17 protein-coding genes and 1 other RNA gene are annotated in these 19106 nt (G+C 45.7%); 5 read left to right on the forward strand and 13 right to left on the reverse strand.

Going from position 1 to position 19106, the window contains the following annotated elements; translation table 11 throughout:
* Nucleotides 1-10 precede the first annotated feature (10 nt).
* From H3S83_RS08710 to H3S83_RS08745, 8 genes are all read right to left on the reverse strand, one after another.
* Entirely contained in the window at nt 11-1762 is a 1752-nt protein-coding gene (locus H3S83_RS08710) for a penicillin-binding protein 2 (RefSeq protein WP_198232918.1), read from the reverse strand.
* Nucleotides 1759-2166 carry a hypothetical protein gene (locus H3S83_RS08715; protein ID WP_198239441.1) on the reverse strand — a complete coding sequence of 136 codons (408 nt, stop codon included), beginning with the start codon at nt 2164-2166 and terminating at the stop codon, nt 1759-1761. The genes H3S83_RS08710 and H3S83_RS08715 overlap by 4 nt, the downstream gene beginning before the upstream one ends.
* Nucleotides 2163-3176 carry a 16S rRNA (cytosine(1402)-N(4))-methyltransferase RsmH gene (gene rsmH / locus H3S83_RS08720; RefSeq protein WP_198239442.1) on the reverse strand — a complete coding sequence of 338 codons (1014 nt, stop codon included), beginning with the start codon at nt 3174-3176 and terminating at the stop codon, nt 2163-2165. Before rsmH ends, H3S83_RS08715 begins: the two co-directional genes overlap by 4 nt.
* A 125-nt stretch (nt 3177-3301) precedes the next feature.
* Nucleotides 3302-4615, reverse strand: a complete 1314-nt coding sequence (locus H3S83_RS08725) for an Nramp family divalent metal transporter (protein ID WP_075914211.1) — start codon at nt 4613-4615, stop codon at nt 3302-3304.
* Nucleotides 4616-4744: 129 nt separating this feature from the next.
* Nucleotides 4745-5139, reverse strand: an RNA gene (gene rnpB, locus H3S83_RS08730) — RNase P RNA component class A.
* A 662-nt stretch (nt 5140-5801) separates the two neighbouring features.
* A complete protein-coding gene (locus H3S83_RS08735) occupies nt 5802-6563 on the reverse strand; it encodes an N-acetylmuramoyl-L-alanine amidase (RefSeq protein ID WP_198239697.1) in 762 nt (253 codons plus the stop codon).
* A 2-nt stretch (nt 6564-6565) separates the two neighbouring features.
* The gene (locus tag H3S83_RS08740) at nt 6566-7279 is read right to left on the reverse strand and encodes a DnaJ family molecular chaperone (protein ID WP_198239443.1); all 714 of its coding nucleotides are present in this window, start codon (nt 7277-7279) and stop codon (nt 6566-6568) included.
* A gap of 115 nt (nt 7280-7394) precedes the next feature.
* Nucleotides 7395-7751 carry a hypothetical protein gene (locus tag H3S83_RS08745; protein WP_198237523.1) on the reverse strand — a complete coding sequence of 119 codons (357 nt, stop codon included), beginning with the start codon at nt 7749-7751 and terminating at the stop codon, nt 7395-7397.
* A gap of 116 nt (nt 7752-7867) precedes the next feature.
* Here H3S83_RS08745 and H3S83_RS08750 point away from each other — a divergent pair, with 116 nt between their 5' ends.
* From H3S83_RS08750 to H3S83_RS08765, 4 genes are all read left to right on the forward strand, one after another.
* Complete coding sequence (locus tag H3S83_RS08750) at nt 7868-8671, forward strand: GH25 family lysozyme (RefSeq protein WP_077973578.1); 804 nt, start codon at nt 7868-7870, stop codon at nt 8669-8671.
* A 124-nt stretch (nt 8672-8795) separates the two neighbouring features.
* Nucleotides 8796-10040: a lytic murein transglycosylase gene (locus H3S83_RS08755; protein ID WP_198239444.1), complete on the forward strand. Its 1245-nt coding sequence runs from the start codon at nt 8796-8798 to the stop codon at nt 10038-10040.
* Between the two features lie 288 nt (nt 10041-10328).
* Nucleotides 10329-10646 carry a hypothetical protein gene (locus tag H3S83_RS08760; protein ID WP_198239445.1) on the forward strand — a complete coding sequence of 106 codons (318 nt, stop codon included), beginning with the start codon at nt 10329-10331 and terminating at the stop codon, nt 10644-10646.
* 398 nt (nt 10647-11044) lie between these two features.
* On the forward strand, nt 11045-11260 hold the full coding sequence (locus H3S83_RS08765; protein WP_198224274.1) for a hypothetical protein: 216 nt from the start codon (nt 11045-11047) through the stop codon (nt 11258-11260).
* A 79-nt stretch (nt 11261-11339) separates the two neighbouring features.
* Here H3S83_RS08765 and metF read toward each other — a convergent pair whose 3' ends face one another.
* Together metF and H3S83_RS08775 are read right to left on the reverse strand one after the other, a co-directional pair.
* Nucleotides 11340-12260, reverse strand: coding sequence for a methylenetetrahydrofolate reductase [NAD(P)H] (metF, locus tag H3S83_RS08770; RefSeq protein WP_198239446.1), 921 nt, complete (start codon nt 12258-12260; stop codon nt 11340-11342).
* Between the two features lie 28 nt (nt 12261-12288).
* Nucleotides 12289-13266, reverse strand: a complete 978-nt coding sequence (locus H3S83_RS08775; protein WP_246741735.1) for a metalloregulator ArsR/SmtB family transcription factor — start codon at nt 13264-13266, stop codon at nt 12289-12291.
* Between the two features lie 551 nt (nt 13267-13817).
* Between H3S83_RS08775 and H3S83_RS08780 the strand changes: the two genes are divergently transcribed.
* Complete coding sequence (locus H3S83_RS08780; protein ID WP_198239447.1) at nt 13818-14129, forward strand: DUF2293 domain-containing protein; 312 nt, start codon at nt 13818-13820, stop codon at nt 14127-14129.
* A gap of 286 nt (nt 14130-14415) precedes the next feature.
* Here the strand turns inward: H3S83_RS08780 and H3S83_RS08785 are convergent, their stop codons facing one another.
* The 3 genes from H3S83_RS08785 to ettA all read right to left on the reverse strand — a co-directional run bounded on the left by H3S83_RS08785 (nt 14416) and on the right by ettA (nt 19076).
* Entirely contained in the window at nt 14416-15120 is a 705-nt protein-coding gene (locus H3S83_RS08785) for a L,D-transpeptidase (protein ID WP_198239448.1), read from the reverse strand.
* Between the two features lie 938 nt (nt 15121-16058).
* Nucleotides 16059-16823, reverse strand: a complete 765-nt coding sequence (tam, locus tag H3S83_RS08790) for a trans-aconitate 2-methyltransferase (protein ID WP_198233921.1) — start codon at nt 16821-16823, stop codon at nt 16059-16061.
* Nucleotides 16824-17426: 603 nt separating this feature from the next.
* Complete coding sequence (ettA, locus tag H3S83_RS08795; RefSeq protein ID WP_077972017.1) at nt 17427-19076, reverse strand: energy-dependent translational throttle protein EttA; 1650 nt, start codon at nt 19074-19076, stop codon at nt 17427-17429.
* Nucleotides 19077-19106 lie beyond the last annotated feature (30 nt).

The raw sequence follows: 19106 nt of genomic DNA on the forward strand, positions 1-19106 counted from the left end.
CCCTTTTCCACTAGTCATTAAACGACGTTTCAGGCAATTTCTGATTGCCGGAAGACGCAAGTACAGGAGCATATTCTTCTTTAAAGTCCGGTCTTACACCCAAAAACGTTGCAGACCTGCGAATAATTTCTGCGACCATCGGAGCAGCGTTGAAACCGGCTGTTGCCCCGAATTTTCCTTCTTCTGCCTTAGGTTCGTCAATAATTGTCAAAACAACATATTGCGGGTCATCAATCGGGAATGACGCAAGGAAGGCGTTGAACCTTTTGTTTTTCGAATATTTGCCGTTTTCGACTTTTTCGGCAGTACCGGTTTTTCCGCCAACGCGATAACCTTCAACCTTGGCTCTGCGCCCCGAACCTATATCGCCATTCAATTTATAAAGATAACGCATATCGCGGCTCGTTTCCGGTGCAACAACCTGTTTGGAATGTTCTTCTGCCTCTTCGGCCGTGCGTTTCAAAAATGTCGGTTCGATAAGCCTGCCGCCATTCATCAAGGCACTGGCACCGACCGCTGTTTGCAATGGCGTTGTCATCATACCATGGCCGAAGGCAATGGTCATGGAATTGACGGTCTTCCAGCGTCTCGGCTCGACCGGGCGGGCAACTTCCGGAAGTTCTGTCGTCATACGGTCAAGAAGTCCCATTCTTTTTAAAAATTCGCGGTGCCCGTCAATGCCGATTGTCAGCGCTTCTTTTGCCGAACCGATATTGGAAGAAAAGATGAAAATTTCCCAAGCTGTTAACGGGCGATATTTACCGTGGAAGTCACGGATGAAATGTCCGCGTCCTGCGGCGAGCGGCTTTGACGCGTCAACAACGCTATTCAACTGGAATTTTCCCGAATCAAGCGCCATTGCGGTGGTAAAACTTTTAATCGTCGACCCCATTTCAAATGTACCGGCTGTCATCCGGTTAAGGCGGTCTTTCTTAAGTGCATCGACCGGATTGTTGGGGTCGAAATCGGGCATGGAAGCCATAGCAAGCACTTCACCGGTGTGGATATTGATAACCACCGCACCGGCGGCAATTGCCTGATATCTTTGCATGGCGTCCGCCAATACATCACGCATAATGGCCTGAACACGGATATCAATTGAAAGTTTTACCGGTTCAAGTGACGTTTCGTCGGCAAGTCCGGCTGCACGCAAATCGCTTAAACCGGCATTGTCGATATATTTTTCCATTCCCGCCGTACCCTGATTGTCGACATTGACCATGCCGAGAATATGGGAAGCTGTTGGCCCGCCGGGATAGAAGCGGCGCACTTCTGTGCGAAACCCGACACCGGGAATACCAAGTGCCATAATCTGCTCTTTCTGGCTTGGCGTGAGCCCGCGTTGAATCCAGGCAAAACCGGTTTTCTTTTTAAGTTTTTTATAGGTTTCCTGCCAATCAAGATTGGGGAGAACCGTTGAAATCAATTCGATTGTTTCATCCACATCAATGATGCGGCGCGGTTCGGCAAAAAGCGAATAAGTTTTCAAATCGGTTGCAAGAAGCCGCCCGTTACGGTCAAGAATATCGGGACGGGCTGCAGATTGCTCGACTGCAGGGCCGGAGGCTTCTTCAATCTCGCCGCCTTTGATACCAAAATAGATAAGCCGGGCAAAAATCACCGCATAAACGCACAGGAAACAGCTCACCACCACCATGAGGCGGCGGCGGGTTCTGCGCGAACGATATTCGGCCTTTTGCAACTCTTCATAACGATTGAGAGGTGCCTTTGGTTTACGCTTCAAAAACGGAATAAACTTCATGGCCGAACGCTTCCTGTTGCGATATTGTCGATATTCGCGTTGCCGTTGCGGGCAAGCAGCGAATTCTTTTCTTCAAGCTCGTCATCCTTGATGAGATTTTCGATCTGGTCTGGCAGACGTTCCGGTATATCCTGCAATTTGATAATCTGGCGGGCGTCGGTTACCTGCAATCCGAGTTGATCCTGATAACGGGTGACCAAAACCTGCATACGTTCCGGCTCGATCATCATTGCCCATTCGGCATGCAGCAGGTTGATGGTGTTTTTTTCGGCAACAATTTGTCGTTCGATACGCTGGACTTCGCCAATGCGTTTCAGTGCGTCGTATTTCACTTTGTATGTGATACCGGCTGCACAAATCATAATGGCCACCAAAATCATATCAAATGTACGAAAAACTGTCATTTTCTATTACCATCATTTCGGGCATCAAATCGGGCTAGTTCAGGAAGACCGAATATTGATTTATCAAGAGGTGCTATGTCGGCATCCGTGCGGATGCCAAAACGGAAACGCGCAGAGCGTGAACGGGGATTGGTTTCAAGCTCCGCTTTATCTGCGGTAATTCCACTTTTGACTTTAAGAGTGAATGTTGGCTTTTCTGTTTCTTGAACCGGCAGATAGCGCGATTGCGCGCGCGCTTTTGACCGGAGAGCGAAAAACTTTTTGACCATGCGATCTTCAAGTGAATGGAAGGTTACAACACCAAGCCGCCCGCCGGGTTTCAAAACCGCTTCGCCAGCTTCAAGCGCTTTGGCCAATTCCTGAAGCTCGTCATTAACGTAAATGCGCAAGGCCTGAAAAATTCTTGTTGCCGGATGGATATGATCGCCGGGTTTGCGCCCAACCAATGTTTCAACAGCATCTGCAAGGTCGGAGGTACGCAAAAACGGTTTTTTCTCGCGCCGTTCGACAATCATTCGGGCAATGCTTGCTGCATGGCGCTCTTCCCCGAGAAGACCGAAAATACGCGTAAGGTCATTCACCTTCATGGTGTTCACAACATCGGCTGCGCTGAAACCTTTTTCCGACATACGCATGTCAAGCGGCCCGTCTTTCTGGAACGAGAAACCGCGCTCTGCCTCGTCAATCTGCATGGACGAAACGCCGATATCAAGAATAACACCGTCAACTTTATCTTCCGTCACGTGGCCGAGATTGGAAAATTCTGTATGAACGAGCTTCAATCGTGGGCGATATTCTTCAACCAAAGCTTCGCCGTCACGGATCGCTTCCGGATCGCGATCAAGTGCAATGACATTGGCACCTTTATCAAGGAGCGCGCGCGAATAGCCACCTGCGCCAAAAGTACCGTCGATAATTGTTTTACCGGCGCAAGCATCCATTCCCGCAAGAACAGGTTCAAGTAAAACAGGGATATGACGTTTAAAACCGGTATCCTTAACAGTTGGCATCGTTATCTTTTAACAGCACGTTTAAAAATTGATTGGCGCATCCTGACCTTTCAATCGGTCAAAATGCGTCAATCTTCTTTATCGCACAGTTATGCTTAACGAAGTGTTAGGATTGAACCCCTCATTCACGAAATTTCCGGTATTAAACCGAATGTCATGAAGAGCAGGACAAAATTCAGTATCAAAACAACAATTGCCGAAAGAATGGCAACAATCTGGGTAACAATTCCGTTGGAAAATTGCCCCATAATGGATTTGCGACCACTAAAATAGAGAAGCGCAATCATAGGGACAGGTAGTGATATTGAAAGAATAACCTGACTGACAACCAGTGCTTCTGTCGAGTTGACACCGAGTGCCACAACGATAAAGGCAGGTATCATCGTAACCAAACGGCGAACCCATATCGGTATGTAGAAGCCGACAAATCCTTGCATAACCATTTGTCCGGCCATAGTGCCGACAACCGAACTTGAAATACCCGAAACAATCAACGAAACAAGGAAAACGCCTGCCGCACCGATACCGAGAAGCGGTGTCAATGTGTAATAGGCCTGATCGATTTCGGCAATGTCGTTATGCGCACCATGAAACGTACTTGCCGCCATAATAACCATGGCCATATTGACCATGCCGGCTATAGCAAGAGCAACTATAACTTCGCGGTTTGAGTAACGAACAAGCTGGCGGCGATCCTTGTCACTCTGGACCTTGGCACGTGCCTGTGTCAGGCCGGAGTGGAGGTAAAGCGCATGCGGCATAACGGTAGCACCGATAATACCGACGGAAATAAGCAAGGCGTTGGCATCAGGCATTTCCGGTGTAAAAAGATGCAAACCTGCAGCTTCCCAATCAACCGGCGCGATCACCATTTCAATCAGATAACAAAGGCCGATAATCGAAACCAGAATACCGATCAGAATTTCTGTCGGGCGGAAACCGCGGCTATCAATCATCAGAAGCGCATAAGTAACAATCGCGGTAATAATCATACCGACGATAAGCGGCAAATTGAACAGCAAGGCAAGACCGATAGCACCACCGAGGAATTCGGCAAGGTCGGTTGCCATTGCAGCGATTTCGCTGATAATCCACATTGCCACAACAACAGGTTTTGACAGATTGTCGCGGCAGAGTTCAGCAAGGTTGCGGCCGGTTACAATGCCGACTTTAGCCGACAGTGCCTGAAACAGCATGGCAATAAGATTGGCGAGCAACACAACCCACAACAACGTATAGCCATAGCCCGATCCGGCCTGAATATTGGTCGCAAAATTACCGGGATCCATATAGGCGATTGAGGCGATAACGGCAGGCCCAACCATGAGAAGAAATGTACGTCCGCCCTTTCGCTTGCCGGCAAGCATTGCAGAAATGCCTTCCGACGTCCGTTCGGTGAGCGAGGACTTACGGGAGAATTTATCATCTTGAAGAGACATGCAACAAAACTTTCTAATTGCGAATGCTTTGCATTAGCTCTAACGATCTATCCCGTCAATCGGGGTCATATAAAAATATTTGTGAATTTTATATTTGTGAATTCTATAAAGGTAAAAAATGCAAAGGAAAATGTCAGTTGGTCTATAAGCCGGGTTCTGTATGACGAAATTTGATTAAAAATTCCGCGTGACAGCCATTCATCTGGTACGGATGTTACCACCCGTCTCGTGCAACCTACCCGAATGACAGGCCCGGAAATCGGCTGCAAGCAAAGCTTGCGTGTCATTCCTATTCGGTCTTGCTCCCGGTGGGGTTTACCTTGCCACATCCATTACTGGATGCGCGGTGGGCTCTTACCCCGCCTTTTCACCCTTACCTGCATGAACAGGCGGTATATTTCTGTGGCACTTTCCCTGAGGTTACCCTCGCCGGACGTTATCCGGCACCGTTATTCCATGGAGCCCGGACTTTCCTCACCTTTCACCTTTCGGTATTGAGAAGGCGCGGCTGCCCGACCAACTGACGGGCTGCTTATAAAACAAAAACAAACGCCTGCAAACCATTAAAAATTGCTTCATTGACGCCCCCTTCCCCGAGCCGCTCCGGAAAGGAACAACGCTCTATTTTGAAGAAAGCCTGAAAAAACAAAATCCGAAAAACCGAAAGCAATAAAAGTCGTTCCGGTCACTCGATTGCATAACGGGCAAATGCCATAACACAGGATTCCAACGCAAAATCATAATTTATGACATTACAAAATCCAACCGTGCCGCCCCTTGAATGTCCATTACATATTTTAAAATTAGGCCTGAATATCGGTTAAGCTGTTTTTTAAATCCACCAAGAAAGATTGGCTGAAAGCAAACAAACCATTGATCGTTTATCGGGCAATTGCGCAACCAAGATAAAGTTCCGAAAAGCCGTTGCCCGACGATTCTTGCCCATATAAAAATCTTGGAAGTACAAAACTTTAAAAATTTTCCGTAAATGGCGCCTTTCCGGAATAATCAGGACAAATTTATTTTCTATCAGAAAAAAGACCTGCAATTTGAACAGCCAAGATCATAAACAAATTAAAAAACACACGAGCAAAAAGCGCTCCATTTTTAAAAAATATAGTCAGGCTACCTCCCTTGAAGCATAGCCATTCAATTGTTTCGATTATATTTTTAAAAACTTTACGTTTCAGGTGAGGCTTTTCAACGTGCCAAGCAGGCGATGAAGTGTGTCGATGGTTGAGACATCCGCAACACCATCAACCTTTTGCGGTCTGAAATGGCGTTGAAAGGCTTTGGTCACCAGTTGCGTGCGTTCGTCAAAAGAGCCTGTAATATCAATGCCATAGCCATAAAGAGCCAGCATTGACTGATAGGCTTCAACCGGTCTGCCGCTTTCGCCATTGGTCATGAATCGCCCACCGGAAATTGCGGCCGGACGCACGAAATGGCCAATACCGGCCTTAAAAAGTGTCTCCCAAGGAAATTTTTCACCCGGGTCGGTTTTGCGATGGGGAGCAATATCGGAATGGGCAAGCACATTCCTCTGCTCAATCGAATATTTTTCAATGATCGACTTGCAAAGTTTGATGACCGACTCAATCTGCTTTTCCGGATAATCGGGAAAGTTCAATAAAGGTCCGCCATTGACAATTTCAATGCCGATCGAATGGGAATTAACATCCGTAATACCGCGCCAGAAACTCTCACCGGCGTGCCACGCGCGATAAGCCTCTTGAACCAGTTGAACAACTTTCCCGTCTTCTTCCACAACATAATGGGCTGAAACTTTTGCTTCCGGCGAACATAAAAGTTGTTCGGCACTTTCTGCGTTTTCCATGCCTGTGTAATGGAGAATAAGAAATTGCGGTTTGGCGCCGTCTTTACGCTCCTCAAAGTTGGGTGAAGGGCGCACAATTGCTCCCTGATAATCAGCTTTGAACTGTTGCATTGTCATGCCGTAACAAACTCCTCACGCACGATAGCCCATGCGTTATTAATAGCCGCCAGACGCTCATTGGCAATAGCCAGAAATTCCTTCGGTAATCCTCGTGCCATAACCCTATCGGGGTGGTGTTCGCGCACAAGATCATGGTAGCGTTTACGTGCTTCCTCGAAGCTTATACCTTTTTTGAGGCCCAAAACCAGCCACGGATCACTATCACCGATAACAGCGTGGCGTGCGCTGATTACTCTGAACTGCTCTTGAGAAAAACCGAAAATATCGGAGACTTCACGCAAAAAAACGAGTTCGTCCTGATGGATTACGCCATCCGATTTTGCAATATAAAAAAGCCCTTCCAGAACATCTTCCAATAATTGTCCCTGACAATCGGATTCCTGACAAAGCCGGAACAGCCGCCGCGCATAAACATCAAAGCCGGCAATGTCCTGTTTGGCGAGATTATACAGGCGTTCGACATTATGAAACTCGTGGTCTGGAACCGAAAAAATTTCATAAAATGCTTTGACTTCAGCATCGCTTACAACGCCATCGGCTTTTGCCATTTTTGCCGATAAGGCAATCATGGCAACAGAAAAGGCCACTTGTCTGCGTGTTTCAGGATCACCTTCAAAGAAGCTACGCACACGTTCGACAATAGCATTCAACACGTCGCCAGCAACGTTGTTAATAAGCTCGCCAATGCGTGTCCATAATGAAGGCATCCGGTTTTCCTGAATTTGAATTTAATAAGCCTGTTCTATTTGATCGGTCACATTAACAGATAATTTGCCAAGGTCGATTACTGTTATCGCAAAACGATAAGAATGAAATTGATCGTTACTGTGCTTTATCCCCGTCAACTGTGGAAGGACGATTCATCGCCTGACGCGCAACCTCCCCCGCTTCACGCGCAAAATTTTCTGCCTGTTCTTCACTCTGGCCACTTTGCAATGCAGATGCTTTTGCGTCTTCCATCAATTTATTGATGACATCCTGTTTTTGTGCCTCCGTCATATCCGATGGTGTAAGCGGCACTTTTGGCAAACTTATGGCTGAACCTTCAGGAAGGCTCTTTTCCCCGTTTATTTCACCGGAATCCCTGAAAAAATATGAATATCCCCACCACAAACCGGCAATGACGAGAATGAGGAGAATAAAAAGACCAATGATGCGACGCCAACGAAGTTTTTTCATATTTTTTCCAAAAGTTTTTATTTATATGCCATTCTTTTACTATTTTTAGCAATGGTGAACAGTGATTTTAGAGCCCGATAGGTGTTGAATTGTTGTTCAAAGATAATTTTAAAAAAATGGCGCGCACTTTATTCACGTCAATTGCTTCGGCTCTGTTGCTTACAAGCTGCACCACCTTGTCCTATGACCTTGGTGATATTGTGCCACCATCCGGCACAGCGCCCAAGGGACCAATCAATGCCCCCCGCTTTGATGATCGCAAGCCTCATGACTGGACCGAGCTTACCCCGTGGCATTATCCGATTCACGGAACCGATGTTTCGAAATATCAACAGGCTGTTGACTGGGCAGCGGTCAAACATAGCGGCATTTCTTTTGCATTTATCAAAGCAACAGAGGGTGGCGACCGTGTAGACGACAATTTTCTCCACAACTGGGATGGGACAAAAGAAATCGGCATGCCACGCGGCGCCTATCACTTCTTCTATTATTGTCGTCCGGCTTCCGAACAAGCCAAATGGTATATCAGAAATGTACCGAAGGACCCGACAGCCCTGCCGCCGGTTCTTGATATGGAGTGGAATGATTCTTCTCCGACATGCAAAATCCGGCCGCCGGCAGAGACTGTTCGTAGTGAAATGAAGGTCTTCCTTTCCATTGTTGAAAAATATTATGGCAAGAAACCCATTATTTATACGACAGTTGATTTCTTCGATCGGAACGGCCTGTCGCAAATCAAAGGTTATTCATTCTGGCTGAGGTCAGTCGCCGGTCATCCGCAAGAAAAATATGGCACCCATCCGTGGACATTCTGGCAATATACCGGAACGGGGCGTGTTCCCGGTATTAAGGGTGATGCCGACATCAACGTCTTTTACGGCAGCCGCGACGAATGGCAAAAATATGTTTCCGGAAAATAAAAAAACAGTCAGACAATAGGCAATTATTGTTTTGACTTACAAATGAGATGCGCATGCCTCTTTATTTCTGTTAAAAAATGGTACAAGACATTTTAAACATCATAAAGTGCAGGAATGAGAATAAATGTTCAAGACAAGACAGGCAATTCTGGCAGCTTCGACATTCTTGTTTGCGACAGTTTTCTGCCCGCTTTCACAAGCAGAAGAACCCGATACGGCACCACAAACAGATGATGTCGCAACCAAAGTAGCACGCGAGGCCTGCAGCACGCCAATCGAAACATTCAGAGAGAATGTGGCCGATGAAGCCCGCAAAGCGGGTGTGAGCGAACACGCTATCGACGAACTCAAAAAAGCAACGATAGACCAAAAGGTTATTGAGCGTGATAACAAGCAGGCCATTTTCAATCTCACATTTGCGGAATTTTCAAAACGCGTCATCCCTGAAGCGCGTTTGAAAAAGGGTAAGGAAAACTTGCAGAAATATTCCGATGTTTTTGCAAAAGCGGAAGAAAAATACGGGGTTCCGGGACCGGTTATCGCAGCCTTTTGGGGGCTTGAAACCGATTATGGTGCAGTGCAAGGCAATTTCGATACGTTGAATGCCCTTTTCACCCTCTCCCATGATTGCAGACGGCCGGAATTGTTCCGCCCGCAATTGATTGCGCTTTTGAAACTGTTCGATCAGGGCGTCGTCAATGCCGAAACGACCGGCGCATGGGCTGGCGAAATCGGTCAAATGCAACTTTTGCCGAAGGATTATCTCGAACGCGGTGTTGATGGCGATGGCGATGGTAAAATCGACCTTAAGGGGTCTGTTGCCGATGCTGTCATGACAGCTGCCCATATGTTAAGCGATCTCGGATGGCGGCGCGGTGAACCGTGGCTTGAAGAGGTGCGCCTAACGCGCGATGATCTGCCGTGGCAAGAAGCCATCAGGCAAAATCGCAAACCCCATTCACAATGGACCAGTTGGGGTGTTACCGGCCTCAATGGCCCGTTAGGACCCGATAACGGGGATGCTTCGCTTATGTTGCCAATGGGCCGAAAGGGACCGGCATTTTTAGCCTATGACAATTTCGATATTTTTGTCGAATGGAATAAATCGATTGTCTATGCAACAACCGTTGCCTATTTCGCTTCACGTCTTGCCGGTGCTCCGGCTTTTGATTTAGGTCATCCCGAACCGGGATTGAACACCGAAGAGATGAAGCAATTGCAACAAAAGCTCACAACCCGTGGTTATGATATGGGCAAAGTGGATGGCGTTTACGGTATATTGACACGCGACGCCGTGCGAACCGAACAACTCCGTTTGGGACTTCCTGCCGATTCATGGCCGACAAAAGAATTGCTTGACCGGCTTTGAAGCCATATTCCACATGGCCAAACAAATAGCGCATTCACCCCATAGCAAAACGGGCATTTCTGCCCGTTTTTGTTATGTCGTTCGCTTTTTAAGGAATAACATTTTCCAGATGAGACCGGATTTGTTCGATCACCAGTTGAAGGTTTCATCTCTTCATTTCCGGAATTATGTGCCCCCTTTTCGCTTCATCATGCAAACATTTTCGCCCAGACACATCATTTCTATCATTCTTGAAGAGATACATTAAGCGGTTGGCCGGTTGCACGACAATTTACACGAAATTTACTTATGACCTTTTATTTTTTTAAACGTCATTTGTCCGCTTTGACAAAAGCATTTATCCATTGTCCTAGCATAAAGACTTTAACAAAGTCGCATTTACAACGGGTCATGATTCCGGCACTTCAAAAAAACCTTTTAAAATCAATTTTTGAAATAGACGTGATTGAAGCCCATAAAACATCAAATGCCATGCTTAAAAAAGCACAAGAAAAGAAAAAACGTCGTTCTATCTCAAGAACCTTGGCGACAATAATGGAACGCAACAAAATATTGCAAAAGCAAATTCCAAGAAGCGGGAGAAGTTTTCAAAGCGTCAAAGGATAATCCAAAAAGCCAAAAGGATAAATTTATCCAAGCGGAGTTCAAAAAATAAAACCCGACTGGAGCAAGCTCCAGTCGGGCCTCAACCAAGGGAAATCCGTTGCGGGGGGTCTCGGTCTCCCTGGTTGTTAACCAATTTGTTGCACCTCGATAACGATGCCTCTCTGATATGAACGATCTTCGCGATGATCTCAATACAAGGGTTGGAAAACCGGCTTAAAATCTGGAAATTTTTGCTATAATTTTACTCAATATGATAAAAACGTGTCAGTTTTGTCTTATATTGGAGCATATAATAACGAAAAATAGATATTGCATGGAAAATTAACCCTGCATTTCGGGCAATTCGAATCGCTGCCGCAAAACTTGCTTGGTTACCGGAGGGAGATGGAGTTTCGCTCGTGGGTGACCCCACCTCCACCTTTGTTCTTCTTGGTCTTTGCCCTTCCTTCGCCATTGCCCTCTTTTGTCTTTACAATGACAGAAAAACACAAAATGCGAAGAATCGGCGCCCGAAGAACCTGATGTTTTCCGCCCTACAAGCCTTACCGGACAAGATCATGCTTGCCGCTCACGGAAATATTGTGAACATCTTCATCAAAAAAGAAGTGGGCTAAGGAAAACGGGCACAATCGGTCTTTCGCCCATTGTGACTATTTCTCAACGAGCAAGCCTTTGACCCCTGTCACTCTATGTCTAGTCACCAGTCGACAATTCTGCCGTTTCTTTTTTAGGTCTGATACCAATAAGGTAACATATGGCATAGACGAGATCGGCCCGATTAAGTGTATAGAAGTGAAAATCTTCAACACCATGTTCGACAAGATCAAGCACCTGTTCGGCAGCAACTGCGGCCGCTACAAGATCATGCGTTTTCTGGTCTTCTTCCAATCCTTCAAAACGTTGTGCCAGCCAATCGGGAATATGGGTGCCGTTGCGTGCACAGAAGTTTTTAACCTGCCAAAAATTATGAATTGGCAAAATGCCAGGCAAAATCGGAATATAAATGCCGGCTTTGCGCACCCTTTCTATATAATCTTCATAAAAATGGTTATCGAAAAAACATTGGGTAATGGCTTTTGTTGCACCATTGTCTATTTTGCGTTTCAAAAGATCAATATCGGTTGCAAAATCGGGACTTTCGGGATGTTTTTCCGGATAAGCCGAAACAGTGATTTCAAAATCCGGATTAATTGCTTTCAAGCCGGCAACGAGCTCAACCGCATTGGCATAACCTCCCGGAGTGGGATGATAACGCCCGCCTGCTCCGTTGCTTGGATCACCGCGCAACGCAACAAAATGATGAATGCCCATAGAGGCGAATTGACGTGCCACACCGTCGACTTCTTCACGTGTTGCATCAACACATGTCAAATGGGCGGCCGCATTAAGGTGCGTTTCCTTGATGATACGTTCAACCGTCCGTCCGGTTCTCTCGCGCGTCGAGCCGCCTGCCCCGTAAGTTACTGAAACAAATTCAGGCTTTAACGGTGCAAGACGCTTGACCGTTTGCCAAAGCATTTCTTCCATTTTCTCCGTTTTTGGCGGGAAAAATTCGAATGAAACCTTCAGGTTGTCGCCCAGATCGGGGCGGCGGGACAGTGATGGGGCAGACATTAAGCGGTCTCCGTTAAGCTATTGTTTTTCAGGCAATCAACAAACGCGGGTCACGGGCCAGCCAAAGCTTGATCGTGAGGCCTTTTGTATTGCCATTTTGTCGGGGTTGAAAACTCAAAGTTTTTTCGAATGTCAAACCGGCTTTATCAAGCCAGTCTGCCATTTGGGAATCAGAAAATCCCATACGTATATGGGCATATTTTTCACGTAAATATTCAAGTTCATGCGGAGCATAGTCGACAATAATGAGCCGCGCACCGGGGCGCATGACACGCGCGGCTTCAAAAATTGCACTTTCAGGATCCGACAGGAAATGAAGTACCTGATAAATCGTGACGAGATTGAACGTTTCGTTCTCGACCGGCAAGTTAGCCACATCACCTAGTCTAACCTGCGCATTCGAGATACCGGCTTTATCCAGATTTACGCGTGCCACAGCCAACATATCACGATTGTTATCAATTCCGATGGCGCGCGTATAAAGGGGAGAAAATAATTTCAATAACGAACCCGTACCGGTGCCGATATCAAGCATGGATTGGAATGGCGTTGTTCCCACCAGTTCAACCATGGTTTGTTCGACAGTGTTGTCGGGTACATGAAGCAATCTGAGTTTATCCCAGTCATGCGCATTTTTGGAAAAATAGGCAGCCGCAGCGCGGCTTCTTTCTTTTTTGACTTCATCAAGTCTTGCCATATCGCCTTCGATAAAATTGTCCCGACGATCAATATGCTCAAGCACCGTGTTTAACATTTCCCGCCGTAACGAACATGAAGACAACGAAAAATAGGCCCATGCGCCTTCCTGATAACGCTCGATCAGGCGAGCCTCCGTTAACAGACGCAAATTTCGGGAAACGCGTGGCTGGGATTGCCCGAGAATTTTGGTAAGATCGGAAACTGTCAAATCGCCCTTGTCCAATAAAAACAAAATGCGCAAACGCGTTGTTTCAGCAACCGCCTTCAATACGTCTACCATTTCGTTCAATGCCAATTGGCGCACCATAACTGTGTCTCCACTCCTATAGATATAAAGATATCTTTATATATTTTGCAAATGTCAAGCAGAGAGATGACTTATGCCCACAAACACCAAAAATTTCCCCCTTCACGCATATATTCAAGCGTTTGGACATGTCTGATGTCGAACCGGACCTTGGCCTATAACCGGAATATCTCTCTGTGACGTGAACGGAGCCGGATGGGCAGGAAAAACTGTACCCGACGAAAAATGAAGTTCTCGAGTGTTTGCGATAATAAATTTTCTTGTCTGATTTCAAGAACCGCCCGCCGATCTAACCGGAGACTTTAATGTGGCAAATTCCGTTTGACAGCCGTAAGGGCGGTTGCCGTTTCATCATAGATTTTTAAATGAGCGGACTATTATTTCAAGGAAAAGAATTTGCTGTTGAACCAATATGCAGAAGCGCAAATCTCTCCATTCCATTGATGAAAAACCGCAATTGTCTTTGATTTTTCCGCTGTTTTTACATCCAAGCTCATAAACTTGAGAACAATAAAAATCTGTTTGACAAAAAAACGAGTTCAATTTTTTATTTGTCTATGACAACAAAGAGACAACGCGCTGTTTTAAAGGAATTGACCCTGCTGATACCGCAAGCTCCCTATGCTGATAGCGAACCTATCCGGTCTGCCGCTTTAAGCGCACATTTGAGACATCTTCCTCCCTCCATTGCTGTGTGGCTCTCGATCGTTGCCTATATCCGCCATACCTATACCGATTATGATAAATTGCGTGATGAAGGTTATGACAAGGATTCGGCGCGTTTTTTTGTCATTGACGATATTAACGAAAAACTGACCGAGTGGCGGGCAACGCGTTTTGTCGACGTGGATGACAAATCATAAGAACCGCCTAAACGATTTAAGCGATATGAGCAACTTTCATTGGGGATACGTGTATCACACGATAATGCGGGTTCATCGCTCCTTTCCTGATCGCATCGTGATTTTTCAATTCCCCTGTCAAAGATAATAAGCGAGGCTATTAAAGCTTGAGAATCCGCCCTCATGGTTTCACCGGTCAAAAATATCAGCTTTCCGACCGATTGCGCGCGTTTCAAAAAACAACTGAGGCCGGTAAAGAAAAGGGCGGTAAAGCCGCCCTTTCGAATGAAACATTTGTCGTTAAAAATTAACGGACAATCACTTTCGAACCAACATCGACGCGCTCAAAAAGATCGACAACATCTTTATTCAGCATGCGGATACATCCTGCCGAAACATTTTTGCCAATGCTTGATGGTTGCGTCGTCCCATGTATACGGAAATAGGTGTCGTTGTTTCCTTGGAAAAGATAGAGCGCGCGGGCACCCAACGGGCTGTGTAATCCTCCTGGTACCCCGTCAGCGAAGCGTTTATATTGCTGCGGTTTACGCTGCACCATATCGGCTGTAGGAATCCAGCGCGGCCATTTACGCTTGAAACGTATTTTAGCTTCACCTTGAAAACCGAGACCGGCAGCACCGACACCAACGCCATAACGGATCGCCTGTCCGTTACCGGTAATAAGATAGAGATAATGGTTTTCCGGTTCTACGATAATCGTACCCGGTATCTCGTCACTCGGATAAGACACAACTGTGCGTTCGAACTGTTCCGGTATCTTGACTGTGACCGGCGGAATCTTGAATGGTTCGTCAGGAGTTTGCTCATACCGGTCATAAACCGATTGTGTACCAAGCAAAGTTGATGTCACGACCGGTTTTGAAGGCGCGGCTTTGACACTGTTATCTGACGAAACCGTCGGTGGTGGCGTTGTCGCACATCCGACAAGACCTACTCCCAAAACACCCAGAATTGCTGCAAGCCCTAATTTTTGCTGCCAGAAATATTTCATTTTCAGTCTAGAAACCTCGTGATTGCGAAACGCCATAATGTGCGTATTTTTTCGTACAACGTGGTTAATAGATAGTTAACATAATAAAAAGTATTTTCAGATTATAACCACCATTTTTAAAGCTATTTAAGCTCTTTAAAGACAACTTTTCCGCGTAGAAAGACAATTATGCAACAGTAAATGAAGTGGTGCGCCGCTTTTAGTGAGCAAATTTCAACCCCGAAAACTTCAAAAACACTAACGCGGTCAAGACGAATCAATTGGTGGTTAAAAACACCGTTAAAAATCGTCTTCCCGTTTATTATGGCAATTGCTTCCACGTCCGCCCCAAATCCGATTTTTGATTTGCTATTTCATTATTTCATAGTTCGATTTATCAAATTAATTCCATTAAAATGTATAAAAAATTATATTATATTAATAGGTAAATTACGTTTATATAAAACTATTAATTATTATATTATAATATTAATAACATAAAATATTATTTAATTGATATATATTTAAAAATAAAATATTTTTTAGAATATAAAAAACTATTAAGCTATAAAAGATAAGCGCTCTTTGTTGATAAAGCGTGTTAACGGTCGAGATTAAAAGAAATTTTCCATTGATTGCATCTTTAATCGGGCATTGTGTTCTCCTATTAGATTAAGGTGACACAATTGGAATATAATTGAGCATAGTTGTTTTTAACTGGTTTTCGCCGATGAATAGCGAGCCTCTTCACTATCATCTATATTGATTTGAACAGATGTGGCAGACGCCATTGGGAAATCTTCGCGACAAATCTCGTGAAACGGTTTTAATCCGAAAAATTATTTAATCCCATCCCGATGTGAGCTTGTCCGGAAAACTGGAAAATAAAAAGAGCCATAACATATATGGCTCTTTCAATTCGCTTCATGATAGCAACACGCAGATTTTGATCTTGACCTTTATTTCACCAAAACCAAAAACAGGCGGGGAAAGCGTAACAGCACTTTGCCGTCATATTGCGTCGGATAGAGTTTTTTGATGCGTTCCAGATAAAGTGCCAGATAATCCTGTTTTTCTTGCTCGTTAAGTGGTGCCAAAAATGGCCGTAAAGCTGCACCTTTAACCCAGTCAACAATTGCTTCGTGATTTTCCATAATCGGGTTATAGATTGTCTGCCAGAGATCGATATAATGGACAAGCGGTTTTAATGCGTCATAATAGACCGAGACATTCGGCAATTTTTCGCGTGCCACCGAACCGATGCGATCATTCCACCTTTTGTCTTCCGCCACGTGAATCATTGCACGGTGAAGCGGCTCGAACAAATTGTCCGGCATTTGTACGGCAAGCGCCGCACCGTTTTTCATAGATGATACGAGGCGCTTCATCTGTTCGATATGATCAGGCAACCATTGGAAGACTGCATTCGAAAACAACAGGTCAACATCTGCATCCGGCGACCATTTTTCGATATCTTGAACTGTAAATTCAATCTTTGGCAAACGTTTCTTGGCATTGGCAATCATATCTGGAGAAGAGTCAAAACCGGTTATTTTTGCCTTTGGCCAGTGTTCACACAAAACTTCGGTAGAGGTACCAGGACCACAACCGAGATCGACAATGTTTTTAACCTCTTTCAGAGGGACAGCATTAGCGAGGTCATGTACCGGCCTCAAACGTTCATCCTCGAATTTCAAATATTGTTTTGCTGACCAATCTTGCATCGGTATTCTCCATTGTCTCATCTGTGCAGTGAGATAAGTTTATCACTTTTCGGGTTCAAGACACCCATAAAGTCAAAAATTCTTTCTATCCTGCCATCCCGCTTATATGATTTTTCACATAGTCTTCTCATGTCGTCAATCTTTGTAAGGCTATAAGGCCTATCCGGTTTGAGCGCTATGCCATCGCGGCTGAATATGCTACCCTGCTTAAAAAATACCGCTTTCCGGTCATTGCCATGGACGTTATTTGACCAATTGCCTAATAGACTTGCCGCTCGAACGATGTGCTCCGTCTGTTCTTTGAAGATTTTTGCGCCTTCTCATCCATCTGACAAAGCAAGGATATTACAATCAGACAAGCTCGCTGGTTAAGTGCGGTGCTCATTACCAGTGGCTTTTCTCTGTCATATCTGACGGTTATTTCCCCTTCCCATGACCATTGTCGTGAATACGGCCTGAAGCAATGCGCCCTCTTAAGCAATCATCAGATGATATTTTATAAAAAATTTTAACTTCATAAAAAAGCGGAGGTCAGCTCCGCTTTTTAGTAATTTCAAATTGGAAAACAGGTTTCTCGCCACGGTATTGACCGGAACGATCAAGTTAACGCGTTAAACGTTTATAGGTAACCCGTTTCGGATTGACCGATTCAGGTCCAAGACGGCGTATCTTATCGGCCTCGTAATCTTCAAAATTGCCTTCAAACCATTCAACATGGCTATCTCCCTCGAAAGCCAGCATATGCGTTGCCAGACGGTCAAGAAACATACGATCGTGACTGATAACAACTGCGCAACCGGCAAAATTTTCGAGTGCCTCTTCAAGTGCTGCCAACGTTTCGGTGTCCAGATCATTGGTTGGCTCGTCAAGCAATAGCACATTGCCGCCTTCTTTCAGAAGTTTTGCAAGATGCACGCGATTTCTCTGACCGCCCGAAAGATTGCCAACCTTTTGTTGCTGGTCGCTTCCCTTGAAGTTGAACGCACCGCAATAGGCACGGCTGTTCATCTCGTATTTGCCGAGTTTGATGATGTCGTTACCGCCGGAAATTTCTTCCCAGACTGTTTTATCCGGATCAAGTGCGTCACGGCTTTGGTCAACATAGCTCATTTTCACTGTGTCACCGATACGAATTGTTCCCGAATCCGGTTTTTCCTGACCGGTCAGCATTTTGAACAAAGTTGTTTTACCGGCACCGTTGGGGCCGATCACCCCGACAATACCACCAGCCGGCAATTTGAAAGAAAGATCGTCAATCAAGACATGTTCGCCGAACCCTTTGGTCAAATGTTCTACTTCAATAACAACCTGCCCCAGTCTCTCGCCAACCGGAATAATAATTTGCGCTTCACCGGGGCGACGATCATTGGCCGCCTTGACCAATTCATCATAAGCCTTGATACGCGCTTTCGACTTTGCCTGACGGGCCTTCGGGCTTGATGCAATCCATTCCTGTTCACGCGTCAAAGCTTTCTGGCGGGCAGCTTCTTCACGGCCTTCCTGTGCAAGGCGCTTGGCTTTGGCTTCCAGATAAGCCGAATAGTTGCCCTCGTAAGGTATGCCATGTCCACGATCAAGCTCCAGAATCCAGCCGGTGACGTGATCTAGGAAATAACGGTCGTGGGTGATGATGAGAACAGCCCCCGGATATTCGCGCAAATGCTTTTCAAGCCATGCTGTCGTTTCGGCATCAAGATGGTTGGTCGGCTCGTCAAGCAAAAGTAGATCAGGCTGTTGCAGCAGCAATTTACATAAAGCGACACGGCGTTTTTCACCACCCGACAATTTTGAAACATCGGCATCTGCAGGCGGGCAGCGCAATGCATCCATTGCCATTTCTACCTGCGAATCGAGATCCCAAAGGTTTTGACTATCGATGATGTCCTGAAGTTTTGCACCTTCATCAGCGGTTTCATCAGAATAATTCATCATCAATTCATTATAGCGGTCAAGAATTGCCTTTTTATCGGCAACACCTTCCATCACATTGCCGCGCACATCTTTTGACAGATCAAGCGCCGGCTCTTGCGGCAAATATCCGCAGGTTGCTCCCTCTGCAAGCCAGGCTTCACCGGTGAATTCCTTGTCAATGCCTGCCATAATCCGCAAAATTGTCGACTTACCGGCACCATTCGGCCCCAGAATACCTATTTTTGCATCCGGATAAAAAGACAGATTGATATTGTCCAAAATCTTTTTATTGCCGTAGGATTTGCTCAGACCAGCCATGTGATAGATAAATTGCCGCGCCATATATTTTCCATTCCTTGATTACTGCGCTTC

It is taken from the genome of Bartonella sp. W8122, assembly GCF_016102485.1.
GTDB lineage: Bacteria > Pseudomonadota > Alphaproteobacteria > Rhizobiales > Rhizobiaceae > Bartonella > Bartonella apihabitans.